Raw genomic sequence first — 12,342 nt, 5'->3', positions numbered from 1 at the left:
TTAGCGGTCGCGGGTGTCCGCAGATTCGAGTGTCTCGAGCGCTGCCTGTCGTTTTTCGACGACGCTCTCGATTCGCTCTTTCTTGTCCTCCGGATCCTCGAGTCCCTCGAGCCACGAGAGCGCGCTGTAGAAGGCCACGAGGCGACCGATTTCTCGTTCCGTGAGGAGGCCGAGGTCGCCGGCGGCGGACTCGTAGATCACCGGGCGTTCGACGCGCGCCGTGATGCGTTCGTAGCCGCCCTCGGCAACGACGTCGTCGACGTACTCGTAAGAGCGAAGTTCTTCGGCGAACGCCCGGCGGAGTCGACGGGTGGCGTCGCGTTCGCGTTTCCAGTACAGCAGGTACGAGCCGGCGGCGGTGGCGATGGCACCGATGACTGCCCCGAGGACGAACCCGATCGCGGTGTCGACCATGGGCATTCCACGGCAACTGGAGGGGTAAGCGCGGGGCTGGCAACCATGGAAACGAATTGCTGGCCGACCCGCGACGAGGGCCGCCGCCAACTCAGAGTCCAGCGACGTCTTCGATCGCGTCGGTCAACGCCTGAATCGACTCGAGGTCGTGTTCGCCCATGTGGCCGATACGGAACGTTTGCTCGCCGAGTGCGGAGCCGTAGCCGTTCGAGAAGACGAAGTCGTACTCCTCGCTGACGGCGTCGATGGTGGCGGCGACGTCGATCTCCTGCGTGTTCTCGATACAGCTGACGGTCTGGGACTCGTAGCCCTCCTCGGGGAACATGTCGAAGTGCTCGCGGGCCCACTCGCGAGTGTACTCGGCCATCTCGCGGTGGCGCTCGTCGCGGGCGTCGTGGCCTTCCTCGAGCATGTGTTTCATCTGTTTTCGGTAGGCGAGCATGATCGGAATGGCGGGCGTCGAGTGGGTCTGGCCCTTGCGCTCGTAGTAGTCGAGACAGCGCTGGAAGCCGCCGTACCACGAGGCAGATTCCTTCTCGAGTTCGCGCTCGTAGGCCTCGTTACTGACGACGCAGACGGCGAGTCCCGGCGGCATGGCGAAGGCCTTCTGGGTCGAGGTGAAGATGACGTCGATGTCGTGCTCGTCGATGTCGACGTAGTCACCGCCGAGTGCGGAGACGGCGTCGACGACGAAGTAGGTGTCCGGGTACTCCGCGACGACGTCGCCGATCTCCTCGATGGGATTGCGGACGCCCGTGGAACTCTCGTTCATCACGGTCGCGACCACGTCGTAGTGTTTGTCGCTCGTCTCGAGTGTCTCGCGGATGTCGTCGGGCTTGATCGCCTGTCCCCACTCGTACTCGAGGCGGTCGACGTCTTTGCCAAGTCGTTCGGCGACGTTGGCGTGGCGCTCGCTGAAGCTGCCACAGGTCGGAACGAGGATGTTCTCGTCGACGAGGTTCAGCGTCGATGCCTCCCAGAACTCCGTTCCGGAGCCCGTGAGGATGATGACCTCGTTGTCGGTCCCGAGGAACGTCTTCGTGTCCTCGACGATGGTCGTGTAGAGGTCGGTCATTCGGTCCATTCGGTGGCCGAAGGTTGGTTCGCACATCGCCTCGATGACGTCCTCGCGCACCTCGGTCGGGCCCGGAATGTACAGCGTCTTGTCGGGATAGTCGCCCGTGTACTCGCGTTTCTCGGTCACGAAACTCACCTGATAGGCCACTGTGCGAGCGGAGACGGTATGGCACTTTTGATGCGCTGCTGCCAGTCGGGGTGACCGACGACTGGCAGAAAACCAGAGCAGCGGCTCACGACTACCGGCCGTCGAGAGAACGAATCGAAGATCGATCGAGGCAGTTACTCGACGACGAGGTCGCCGTTCATCGTCGTCTCGTGGGGATCACAGACGTAGGCAGCCATCTCCGAGCTGGCCTCGAAGGTGAGGAACTGGTCCTCGCCGCCTTCGGTGACTTCCTCGGTCTGGAGATCGTCCACGACGTCGCCGCCGTCGTCGCGGATCTCGATGTTGTGTTCGGCACCGTCGCCCTCGTTCCAGCCCATCGTGTACTCCTCGCCTTCCTCGAGGATGAGCGTCGGGTTCTCCTCGCCGTCGATTTCGGCAGGCTCCATACCGACCCAGCCGGGAGTCTGGGCGTCGAACTCGATCTCCGTCCCGGGCTCGATCTCGAAGCCGTCGGGCTCGGCATCGGCATCGTCGTCCTCGCCGTTGCCGTTCCCGTTATCATTACACCCAGCGACGAGGGCTGTCGCGGCCGCGCCACCGGTGAGTTTCAACGCCGTTCGCCGCGAAATCGCACTGTCTCGCGTCATCACCGACCGGTTAGGTGTGCGTACATAAAAATGGATATCCTCCGAACGTACATCGCCATGTGTGGACATACCACGATATATCGACAGGTTCTTCACGCATTTGGGTCACCGCGTTCGACTGCATCGGACGATTCGAGGCCGAGCTTGAGAAACGCCGGCACGGCGACGACCGCGATCGCAATCTCGAGGCCGCCGACGACGAGAAACGCCGGATCGTAGCCGTAGCGGCCGGCGACGACGCCGCCGACGAGGAAGCCACCGAGAAAACCGAGGCTGCCGGCGACGTTGAAGCCGGCCATCGCGACGCCACGTTCGCGGTCGTCGGCCAGATCGGTAACCAGCGCCATCGTCGCGGGCGAGACGAGCGCGCCGAGGACACCGACGAGGATCATCGCGAGTGCGGCGGTCAGGACCGACGGCGCGGCACCGACGAGGAGGATTCCGCCGCCGTAACAGAGCGAGCCGACGACGATGGGGATCGTCCGGCCGATGCGATCGGAGAGCATCCCGAGTGGATACTGCAGGAGTGCGAACGGAGCGAAGAAACACGCGAGCAGCAGGCCGGTCGTCGCCGCGTCGACGCCGAATGTCGCCTGAAAGTACAGCGTCCCCACGAGCGCGAAAAAGCCCGCAGTCATCCGGTCGACGAACCCGAACGCGTAGGGAATCGACAGCGTCGGCCGCCGACGGACGCCCTCGAGCAGTGCGCGTGGAGTCCGGCGCGTCTCCGGCGCGCGGTCCTCGAGTGTGGCGACGAGCGTGCCGACCACGACGAGCAGTGCAGCAGCAGCGAACAGCGGCGCGACGGGTGAGAGGCCGGTGAGCTGGCCGCCGATCGGCGCGCCGAGGGCGGCCCCGAGGCCGATGGCGATGCCCGCAGCCCCCATGTTCCGGCCGTGGCCGCCCTCCAGGTCCATCAGCATGGTGATGGTGAGCGAGAAGGCCCCGATGGTCATCGCACCCTGGAAGAACCGGACGACGAGGACGGCGTCGAACGAGAGCGAACCGATCGCGGGGACGACGGCGAGAGTGGCGTAACCGACTGCGCCGGCGAGCGCGCCAGCGACGACGAACGGCGTTCGCCGGCCGGTGACGTCGCTCAGGACGCCCCAGATGCCGACGAACGTGACGTAGCCGACGAACTCGGCGACGAGAAACCACATGCTGGCGTCGAGTTCGGTCGCGGCGAACGGCGAGGTTCCCGCGTCGGCGTCTGCACCGAGGGCCTCGACGAGCGTCGCGATGCCGGGGTAGAGCAACAGCTGGGAGAAGAGCACGGTAAAGACGACCGCGGCGAGCACGATCCGGTCGCGATCGGTCGGGTGCACGAACGGTCGTTGGAACCGGGGGGCTAAGAACTCGTTCGTCTCGAGCGACCGGACCGATCACCGTCAGCGATCCCTCGTGACCGACGATACCGGTAGACGACGCAGCCAGCGACCATTACCAGACAGCCCAGCAGGACCGGCGACGCGACCGTGAGGACGGCGAACCCGACCGTCTCGAGCGGGCCGCCGATCGCGGGTGGCGCGGCGAGCACGACCGACTCGAGGGTCGGTCCCATGAGGACGACGTTGGCGAGCAGGGCACCGGCGACGAGCAACCACCGGGCGAGCGGGTCGACGACGAGGTAGAGAGCCGGAACGAGCGTGGCGAAGACGATGGGGTAGTAGAGCGGATAGGAGGGGAAGAAGACGAAGATCGCGACCAGCGTCGCGTGGGCGGCGACCAGCCGGTCGGTGGACGTCTCGAGGTCGGTGTAGACGTAGGCGACCGGCGGCGCGAGAACGGCGAGGGCGAAGACGGTGTACAGCGTCGGCTCGATCTCGGGCGTGAGGACGGAGATGGGCCGCCGGACGGTGACGTAGGCCGCAGACGGCTCGAGGCCGCCGACGAACGCCTCGTCGTCGGTGCGGGGGAAGAGCACGTCGACGAAGAACTGTCGAGTGCGTCCCGCACCGAAGAGCAAAGCGCCGAGGGCGAGACCGCCGAGCCCGGTCACGAGCGCGCCGGCGACCGCACGCCAGGCGCGCAGGTGCAGTAACAGGACGCCGATCGCAGCCGGGAAGACCTTGAGCAGGGCCGCACCCGCGAGAGCGACCCCGGCCAGGAACTCGAGTCGCGCGCCCGGCTCGTGTGAGTGAGACAGCGGCGAGGACTCGACGGTGTGTGACCGCTCGAGCAGCCACAGTCCCACCGCGACGAGCAGGGCCATCCGGAGGTTGACCTGCCCGTAGACGAGCGAGGGGACGGTGTGGATCGAACCGACGACGAAGCCCGCGATCAGCGCGTAATCGAGCCGCTCGAGCGATCGCTCGCGCTCGATCCAGCGGACGATCACCCACGCGAGCGCGAGGCCGACGGCGACCTCGAGGAGGGTGTGGATGGCGAAACCGGTCCAGAGGCCGACGGCGGCGAACGGGAGGAACGTGAGAACCGTGATCGGCGGATAGAGGTAGTAGAAGTCGGGGAACCGGTCGGGAGCGACGGCGTAAAAGTCCTCGCCCGCGAGGACGGCTTCGGCGGCGACGCGGTACACCTCGAAGTTGGCCGCGAGCATGTGCGAGCGCGTTGCAGCCATGCTCACGAGCATCGCGACGCCGAGGACGATCCCGGTCGCGAGGACGGCTCGAGCACCTCTCGCGGGTGGCGAACTGGTCACGCTCGCGTGGGTTTCTTCCGGCGGTAAGTGAGTGTAGCGATTCGACCGCCGGTCCGCTGTGTCGAGAGAGGTATCCGGGCCGGAGAGTGTCCAGATCCCCTGCAAAGGGGTTTATTCTCGCTCGAGGCCTGTTGTTCGGCATGGATTCGTCGCCACCCCGGCCGACGCTGCCACCCCGGAGGGAGCCCTCATCACGGCGGACGGTCCACGAACGCCTCGCCGCACTCGAGGAGAGCCAGCGCGTCCTCGAGCGAACGCTCACGGGGCTTGCGCGCGAAGCGGGCGTGCTCGTCGCCGGCCCCTGTCCACGCTGTAGCAAGGCGTACATGCTCGGCACGGGCGGGATGGTCCACTGCCCTCACTGTGGGAACCGACTCTCGATCTAGGGAGCGGCTGCGTATCGACGCGCCGTCAGCCGATACCGTGTGATCGTGCCGGATCGCCTGCGGTTTTTGCCGTTACTGACGCGCATAAGTGCCCGGCGTAGTATGAGTACTAAACATGAGCGACGACGCGAGCGACGGGACCGACGGTCGTTCCGACCACGAGTTCGGAACGCGCAGCGTCCACGCCGGCCAATCCCCCGATCCGGCCACCGGCGCGATGGCCCCGCCGATCCACCAGACCACCTCCTACGTCTTCGAGGACGCCGACACCGCCGCCGATCGCTACGCGCTCGAGGCCGACGGATACATCTACTCTCGAATCGCCAATCCCACGGTCAGAACGCTAGAGAAGCGCCTCGCCGACCTCGAGGGTGGCGCGGACGCGGTCGCGACCGCGAGCGGGCTGGCCGCACTCGACGCGGCCACGCTCGTCCTCGCGAAAGCGGGGGAGAACGTGGTCTGTTCGACGGACACCTACGGCGGGACGAGCGCGTATCTCTCGAAGACCGCCGCCCGCCGGGACATCGAGGCCCGGTTCGTCTCGACCCTCGAGTACGAGAAGTATCGCGAGGCGATCGACGAGGACACCGCGTTCGTCCACGTCGAGACGATCGGTAACCCGTCGCTCGTCACGCCGGACTTCGAGCGAATCGCCGAGATCGCCCACGAAAACGGGGTCCCCCTCGTCGTCGACAATACGTTCGCGACGCCAGCCCTTTGCCGGCCGCTCGAGTACGGCGCGGACGTCGTCTGGGAGTCGACGACGAAGTGGCTCCACGGCTCCGGGACCACCGTCGGCGGGGTCCTCGTCGACGGCGGCGACTTCCCGTGGGGCGAGCACGGCTACGAGGAGATCGCCGGCCAGAACCACGCCTACCCAGATACCGACTTTTCGCGTGACTTCCCCGAGGCTCCCTTCGCCGCCGCCGTTCGTTACCGCTCGCTTCGCAGCCTCGGCAACCAGCAGTCGCCGTTCGACGCCTGGCAGACCCTCCAGGGGATCGAATCGCTCCCCCTGCGCGTCGAGAAACACTGCGAGAACGCCGCCATCGTCGCCGACTACCTCGACGACCACGACCACGTCGCCTGGGTCACCCACCCCGGCCTCGAGTCCCACCCGACTCACGAGAACGCGACGCGGTACCTCGACGATTACGGCGGCATGGTCGCCTTCGGACTCGAGGAGGGGTTCGAAGCCGGCAAGCGCTTTTGTGAGCACGTCGATCTCGCCTCGTTCCTCGCGAACATCGGCGACGCGAAGACGCTCGTCATCCATCCCGCGAGCACGACCCATGGGCAGTTGACGCCCGAAGAGCGCGAGGAGGCAGGCGTCACCGAGGACCTGATCCGGATGTCCGTCGGCATCGAGGACCCCGCAGATATCCTGGCAGACATATCGCAGGCGATCGAAACGGCGTGTCGACAGGAGGTGTGCCACTGATGACGACCAGAGACACCCTCGACCTCGGGGAGTTCAAATTCCTCTGTGGAGAGACGATACCGAACCTCGAGGTCGCCTACGAGACCTACGGCGAGTTTACGGGCGACAACGCCGTCCTCATTTGCCACGCCCTGACCGGGAGCGCCCACGTCGCGCGCCGACCGGACGCTGGCGACGACACCGCCGGACAGGCCCGGGCGTGGTGGGGCGACGTCGTCGGTCCCGGGAAGGCAGTCGACACCACCGAGTACTTCGTCGTCTGTGCGAACGTTCCGGGGTCGTGTTACGGCACGACCGGTCCCGCGAGCGAGAACCCCGAGACGGGCGAGCCGTACGGCACCGACTTCCCGCCGGTGACCGTCGGGGACTGGACGCGCGCCCAGCGCCAGTTGCTCGACGAACTCGGCGTCGGTCGTCTCCACGCCGTCGTCGGCGGCAGCGTCGGCGGGATGAACGTCTTGGACTGGCTCCAGCGCTATCCCGACGACGTCGAACGGGCCGCTGTCGTCGCCGCCGCCGCCCGACTCGATCCCCAGTGTCTGGGTCTCGACACCGTCGCCCGCCGGGCGATCACCAGCGATCCCAACTGGAACGGTGGACACTACTACGGCGGCCCGGAGCCGACCGAAGGGCTCGCACGCGCGAGACAGATTGGCCACATCATGTACCTCTCGAAGGCCTCGATGACCCGGAAATTCGGTCGGCGGTCGGCAGGCCGAGAGACCGTCCGGGACGAACCCCCGGACCCTGCAGCCGCGTTCTTCCCGTACCGGGAGGTCGAGTCCTACCTCGACTACCAGGCCGAGAAGTTCGTCGACCGGTTCGACGCCAACAGCTACCTCTACCTGACACGGGCGATGGACGACTACGACCTCTCGGCGGGCTACGAGGGAGACGCCGACGCGCTCGCGGCGTTCGAGGGTGAACTCCTCTTGCTCTCGTTTACCGGCGACTGGCACTTCACCGTCGAGCAGTCAGAGTCGGTGGCCGAGGCCGCCCGCGAGGCCGACGTCGACGTCGCCCACCACGTCGTCGAATCCGACCACGGCCACGACGCCTTCCTCGTCGAACCGGAAAAGGTCGGCCCGCCGCTGTCTGCCTTACTCGGCGAGGGCCTCGAGGGGCGGAGCATCACCGACACCGCACCCGACGACGAGGAACACTCCTCGTTCGCACCCGTCCACACCAGCCTCTTTTCGGACTGAGTGTCCGGACAGGGACAGGAAACGAGTCGCTACTGCGCGTTCTGGTAGGCGTCGTAGATCGTCCAGATGCCAACCAGCGGGTAGGTGATGAACCCGATGAACAGGAAGACCAGGAAGAAGTTGACGAACTGGACGAGACTGAAGAGGATGCCCTTACCAATCTGGCCGTTGTAGATCTGGCCGGCTCCCGCGGCGATCGGGAAGATGAATCCGACGGCCGAGAGCAACGCGGCCACGCCCGGGTCCCCGTCGCTCGAGGACGATTGCTCCTGACTGACCCCACACTCCGGGCAGATGACGGCTTCGCGCTTGATCACTGCCCCGCAGCTGTAACAGTACTGCTCGTCGGGAGCGAGGTCCGACTGCGAAGCGACGGTAGTCGTCTCGCCGGAGTGTTCCTCGACCGGGGACTCGGTTCCGCCAGCGGGTCCGTCGGTCGAAGCCGCGTCACTCGCGGCGTCTGCTCCACCGGCGGACGACTCGTCCGGCGTCCCCGCTGGCCTGCCGGGCACGTCTCCGGGGATCGAGTCGGCTGGTTCGTCACCGTCGGTCGACTCGCCCGGGACGGTGGCTGCGTCGTTACTGTCGCCGGTTTCGGCTGTGCCCCCCTCCCCGCGGTCCGTCGGCATCGGCTCCGACGGGTCGTTCGATTCCATGCCGGCACAGTGTCAGCCGATCCTATATATCTTGTTGCCAGCTGATATCTTCGGGGACGAACCGGCAGTCTGGGATCCACTGAAGACGGTCACTCACGAGGAAGAGAAATCGGCACTCCGGTTATCGTCGCGAGCCATCGACGACGTACTGCTCCGTTGGTACTTCACTCGAGCCGAGTCGGGAGAACCAGACGCGCGCGTCTCGAGCCACCAGCGAGAGGTCGGTGTTCCGAATCACGGTAGGCGTCGCGGGCGAGCGAATTAGCGCGATCAGGGCCCACATCGTGCCGGCGGCGAACGATCCAGCGGCCGAAAACGTCATCCCGAGCGTGAAGAACGTCGCCGCGTAGACGATACCGATCCCCATCGACGGGAGGCTCGTTCCGAGCGGGACCCGGGCACTTGCATCGCGCAGCGTTGGAGCCAGAAACACGATCGAGAGGCCACTTCCAACCATGAATACGAGGTCTTGCCACATCATCGTAATCAGTTACTCGCTACTGAGTAAATAACTCTCTCGGTATCACAGACCCCGTAATCGGTGATTTTCAGGGTCTGGTGACTGTTTGCCGGACGGCGCGCCACACACAGCGACGCCGCCCTCGGCGTCTCGCCGTCGAACCGGGCCGAGCGCTTTTGGCGTCGGTCGACGAATCGGATTCGCATGGGACTCGAGTTCACGGCACACACGGACGAAGCGCGGTTCGACAGCCCGATGGTCGACTTCGAGGAGGACACCGTCGAGATCGAATTTCGCGAGGATCCGCTGACGGGCCAGCAGACCCGGATCGTCGAGCAGGTCTTCCCCGGGGCAGACGAGCGCCCGGACCTTCCTGCGTCGGTGACCGACGCAGACGGCTGTTTCTTCTGTCCCGACATGGTCCACGACGCCACGCCGGAGTATCCCGAGTTCGTCGACGCAGACCGACTCGAGGTCGGCGACTCCGTCTCGTTCCCCAACCTCTTTCCGTACGCCGAACACGCGAACGTCGTCGTACTGACCGAAGACCACTTCCTCCCCATCGAGGAGTTTTCCGCATCGGTACTCGGGGACGGTCTCGCGAACGCCCTCGAGTACGTCCACGCCGTCTCCGAGCACGCCTCGCCGGCGTTCGCGTCGATCAACATGAACCTGCTGCCGTCGTCGGGGAGCAGCGTCGTCCACCCGCACATGCAGGCGATCGTCGACGACCACGGGACCAACGAGACGCGTCGCCGGGTCACCGCCGATCGTGAGTATCTCGAGACGAACGGCCAGTCGTACTGGGACGACCTGCTCGAGGCCGAACGCGGCGGGGAACGGTACGTCGGGGCGACCGGGGACGTCGAGTGGGTCGCACCCTTCGCCCCGCGTCACCACTGGCACGTCGTCGGCGTCGCGGACGTCACCGGACTCCCCGCGCCCGACGACGACGTCGTCGCGGACCTCGCACGCGGACTCGAGAACGTCCTCACCTACTACGGCTCACTCGGGCTGAACGCCCACAACTTCACCGTCCACCTCCACGAGGGCGAGGCCTCGCCCGTAACCGTCGACGTGGTCGCCCGCGCGCCGCTTTCCGATCACTACGTCACGGACGCGTTCTTCATGCACACGCTACACGACGAGCGGGTGGTCGACGTCGCCCCCGAGACGTACGCACCAGAGGTCGCAGAACAGTTCTAACGAATCCAGACGTCAGGCTTCGGCGAGTACGCCGTCGTCGACCAGCACCTCGCGTGCCTCCGCCATCGAGGTGACGACCACGTCGCAGTGGGGCTCGACCGCCGGCTTCGGGTCGAAGCCGATCGCTCGGCCCGCCACCTTCAGCATCGGCAGGTCGTTCGCACCGTCGCCGACAGCCACACACTCTGCGAGCGTGACGCCGACCTCGTCGGCGAGGGTCTCGAGTGCGTCGTCCTTGGTGCCCTCGATGAGCGGCCCCTCGACGTCGCCGGTCAGTTCGCTCCCGTCCTCGCTCCGTGGGAGGCGGTTGGAGACGATGTGATCGACGCTCGCGCCCTCGGCCTCGAGAGCGGCCGCAACGCCGCATTCGAAGCCGCCGGTGAGGATCGCCGTCGTCACGCCAGCCACGTTGAGTTCCTCGATCAGGTCGGCCGCACCGGGCCGGAGTTCGACCTCGTCGAAGGCCGCGTCGGCTTCCTCGGCTGACAGGCCCTCGAGCAGGGCCGCTCGCGAGCGCAGGCTCTCGGCGTAGCCGATCTCGTCGTTCATCGCTCGCTCGGTGATCTCGGCCATCTCGTCGGCCGCGCCACACCGCTTGCCGAGCAACACGGTCATCTCGGAGTCAGAGAGCGTTCCGTCGAAATCGAACGCGACGACTGTCATGGCCTCCGGTTGTCGCCCCCCGAATAAACCAGTTCATGTTTCGTCGTCGGCCGCCGTCGCACGGGAACCGGCGTCCTCGTCTCGGTCGCTCGAGTCCGCCCTCCCACCCGAACTGCTCGAGGCCGACTCGCTCGAGTCGTTCGCCCCATCCGCGCCGCCGGACTCGTCTCCGGGCCGCTCGCTGAACTGGAACTCTCGAGGGTCGTCGTCCTCGAGGAATGAGAGTTCGCGCTGGGGGAACGGGATCGTGATCCCGGCCTCGTCGAAGGCCTCGTAGACGCCGCGGTTGACCTGATCGATCGCGCGCTTCTCGACCAGCGGGTGGTTGACGTACACCCGGAGTTCGAACTCGAGTGCCGAGTCACCGAACTCGAGGAACAGCAACTTTGGCGAGGGTCGTTCGCGGACGAGTGAACACTCCTCGCAGACCTCGAGAACCAGTTCCTCGACCAGTTCGTGATCGGTGCCGTAGGCCGCGGAGATGGGGATTCGCAGGCGCATGTGCCGCTGGGGCGCACTCTCGTTGACCACCTCGGTGGAGTTCAGGACGGCGTTCGGGACGGTCACGAGCACGTTGTCCTCGGTCAGGACAGTCGTGCTCCGGATGCCGACGTCGGTGACCGTCCCGCGCATGTCGTCTTCGACGTGGATCACGTCGCCGATCTTGTACGTGTTGTCGAAGTAGAGCGCGACACCACCGATCAGGTTCCCGATTGCGTCCTGGGCGGCGAACCCGAGGACGATGCCGGCGATCCCCGCCGACGCGAGGAAGGGCGTGAGCTCGAGATCCCAGATCGAGACCAGCAACAGGACGGCACCGAGAGAGACGGTGAGCGTCCAGAGGTTCTCGAACATCGGGGCGAACTCGTAGCTGGTCTCCCCGTTCTGCAGGAGTGCAATCCAGCGCCGCCCGATCCGGATCGCCGCGCGCGCCCAGAGGACGACCAGCACCGACGCGATGAGTTCCGGGATCACCGGCGGCGCGTCGGACAACCCGAGCGTCAGCAGGCCGGAGCCGATGCCGACGAGGACGATGGAGATCGAAAGCGGCGTGTGTACTTCCTCGAACGCCGCCTGTCCGAACGACGTCTCGGTGCGTTCCTGCCCGAGGTAGTATCTGCTTCCGAGCCGAATCGCCCACGCCAGCACGATCGCACCGCCGACGACGACCGCGACGTCGAGCCAGTTCTGCTCGAGGCCGACCATCACGTCCGCGAGGAACGAGCCCGACGGGTCGGCCGCGTCTGTCGTTCCCGACGTATTCGTCGCGTCTGTCGTTCCCGACGTATTCGTCGCGTTCGTCGAGTCTGCCGCGTCCGTCACGTCCGTCGAATCCGTCGACTGGAGGAACACCTGTGAGAGACCGACGGTCCAGACCCACGCGATCACGGCAGACAGCATCTGAATACCGCGTTT

Annotated in this window: 13 protein-coding genes; 4 read left to right on the top strand and 9 right to left on the bottom strand. The window is 66.2% G+C overall.

Annotated features, from left to right (window positions below; translation table 11 throughout):
• The 5 genes from B1756_RS08945 to B1756_RS08925 all read right to left on the bottom strand — a co-directional run bounded on the left by B1756_RS08945 (position 1) and on the right by B1756_RS08925 (position 4,909).
• Complete coding sequence (locus B1756_RS08945; RefSeq protein ID WP_086888229.1) at positions 1 to 414, bottom strand: hypothetical protein; 414 nt, start codon at positions 412 to 414, stop codon at positions 1 to 3.
• A 91-nt stretch (positions 415 to 505) separates the two neighbouring features.
• Positions 506 to 1,618, bottom strand: coding sequence for a pyridoxal-phosphate-dependent aminotransferase family protein (locus B1756_RS08940; RefSeq protein ID WP_086890115.1), 1,113 nt, complete (start codon positions 1,616 to 1,618; stop codon positions 506 to 508).
• Between the two features lie 155 nt (positions 1,619 to 1,773).
• Complete coding sequence (locus tag B1756_RS08935; protein WP_086888228.1) at positions 1,774 to 2,247, bottom strand: plastocyanin/azurin family copper-binding protein; 474 nt, start codon at positions 2,245 to 2,247, stop codon at positions 1,774 to 1,776.
• Positions 2,248 to 2,339: 92 nt separating this feature from the next.
• Positions 2,340 to 3,575 carry an MFS transporter gene (locus B1756_RS08930; RefSeq protein ID WP_086888227.1) on the bottom strand — a complete coding sequence of 412 codons (1,236 nt, stop codon included), beginning with the start codon at positions 3,573 to 3,575 and terminating at the stop codon, positions 2,340 to 2,342.
• 23 nt (positions 3,576 to 3,598) lie between these two features.
• Positions 3,599 to 4,909, bottom strand: a complete 1,311-nt coding sequence (locus B1756_RS08925; RefSeq protein WP_228434562.1) for a glycosyltransferase family 87 protein — start codon at positions 4,907 to 4,909, stop codon at positions 3,599 to 3,601.
• Between the two features lie 140 nt (positions 4,910 to 5,049).
• Between B1756_RS08925 and B1756_RS08920 the strand changes: the two genes are divergently transcribed.
• From B1756_RS08920 to metX, 3 genes are all read left to right on the top strand, one after another.
• Positions 5,050 to 5,295 (top strand): zinc-ribbon domain-containing protein, encoded by a 246-nt coding sequence (locus B1756_RS08920; protein WP_228434560.1) that lies wholly within the window; start codon positions 5,050 to 5,052, stop codon positions 5,293 to 5,295.
• Positions 5,296 to 5,410: 115 nt separating this feature from the next.
• Positions 5,411 to 6,736: an O-acetylhomoserine aminocarboxypropyltransferase/cysteine synthase family protein gene (locus tag B1756_RS08915; RefSeq protein WP_086888226.1), complete on the top strand. Its 1,326-nt coding sequence runs from the start codon at positions 5,411 to 5,413 to the stop codon at positions 6,734 to 6,736.
• Positions 6,736 to 7,941, top strand: coding sequence for a homoserine O-acetyltransferase MetX (metX, locus tag B1756_RS08910; RefSeq protein ID WP_086888225.1), 1,206 nt, complete (start codon positions 6,736 to 6,738; stop codon positions 7,939 to 7,941). Before B1756_RS08915 ends, metX begins: the two co-directional genes overlap by 1 nt.
• A 29-nt stretch (positions 7,942 to 7,970) precedes the next feature.
• On the opposite strand, the gene B1756_RS19860 is transcribed toward metX, so the two are convergent.
• Entirely contained in the window at positions 7,971 to 8,597 is a 627-nt protein-coding gene (locus tag B1756_RS19860; RefSeq protein WP_228434557.1) for a zinc ribbon domain-containing protein, read from the bottom strand.
• A 121-nt stretch (positions 8,598 to 8,718) separates the two neighbouring features.
• On the bottom strand, positions 8,719 to 9,078 hold the full coding sequence (locus B1756_RS08900) for a hypothetical protein (RefSeq protein ID WP_086888224.1): 360 nt from the start codon (positions 9,076 to 9,078) through the stop codon (positions 8,719 to 8,721).
• A 183-nt stretch (positions 9,079 to 9,261) separates the two neighbouring features.
• Here B1756_RS08900 and B1756_RS08895 point away from each other — a divergent pair, with 183 nt between their 5' ends.
• Positions 9,262 to 10,263: a hypothetical protein gene (locus tag B1756_RS08895; protein ID WP_086888223.1), complete on the top strand. Its 1,002-nt coding sequence runs from the start codon at positions 9,262 to 9,264 to the stop codon at positions 10,261 to 10,263.
• Between the two features lie 12 nt (positions 10,264 to 10,275).
• On the opposite strand, the gene serB is transcribed toward B1756_RS08895, so the two are convergent.
• Entirely contained in the window at positions 10,276 to 10,926 is a 651-nt protein-coding gene (gene serB, locus B1756_RS08890; protein ID WP_086888222.1) for a phosphoserine phosphatase SerB, read from the bottom strand.
• 33 nt (positions 10,927 to 10,959) lie between these two features.
• Positions 10,960 to 12,327, bottom strand: a complete 1,368-nt coding sequence (locus B1756_RS08885) for a mechanosensitive ion channel family protein (RefSeq protein ID WP_228434555.1) — start codon at positions 12,325 to 12,327, stop codon at positions 10,960 to 10,962.
• Between the last annotated feature and the right edge of the window lie 15 nt (positions 12,328 to 12,342).

Source organism: Natrarchaeobaculum aegyptiacum, from assembly GCF_002156705.1.
GTDB lineage: Archaea > Halobacteriota > Halobacteria > Halobacteriales > Natrialbaceae > Natrarchaeobaculum > Natrarchaeobaculum aegyptiacum.
Note: the sequence above shows the minus strand (reverse complement) of the source record. Positions and strands in the feature narration are given on the sequence as shown.

Coding starts and splice junctions, on each gene's coding strand:
- B1756_RS08945 (WP_086888229.1), bottom strand. CDS start 414: ATGGTCGACACCGCGATCGGGTTCGTCCTCGGGGCAGTCATCGGTGCC.
- B1756_RS08935 (WP_086888228.1), bottom strand. CDS start 2,247: ATGACGCGAGACAGTGCGATTTCGCGGCGAACGGCGTTGAAACTCACC.
- B1756_RS08920 (WP_228434560.1), top strand. CDS start 5,050: ATGGATTCGTCGCCACCCCGGCCGACGCTGCCACCCCGGAGGGAGCCC.
- B1756_RS08915 (WP_086888226.1), top strand. CDS start 5,411: ATGAGCGACGACGCGAGCGACGGGACCGACGGTCGTTCCGACCACGAG.
- metX (WP_086888225.1), top strand. CDS start 6,736: ATGACGACCAGAGACACCCTCGACCTCGGGGAGTTCAAATTCCTCTGT.
- B1756_RS19860 (WP_228434557.1), bottom strand. CDS start 8,597: ATGGAATCGAACGACCCGTCGGAGCCGATGCCGACGGACCGCGGGGAG.
- B1756_RS08900 (WP_086888224.1), bottom strand. CDS start 9,078: ATGATGTGGCAAGACCTCGTATTCATGGTTGGAAGTGGCCTCTCGATC.
- B1756_RS08895 (WP_086888223.1), top strand. CDS start 9,262: ATGGGACTCGAGTTCACGGCACACACGGACGAAGCGCGGTTCGACAGC.
- serB (WP_086888222.1), bottom strand. CDS start 10,926: ATGACAGTCGTCGCGTTCGATTTCGACGGAACGCTCTCTGACTCCGAG.
- B1756_RS08885 (WP_228434555.1), bottom strand. CDS start 12,327: ATGCTGTCTGCCGTGATCGCGTGGGTCTGGACCGTCGGTCTCTCACAG.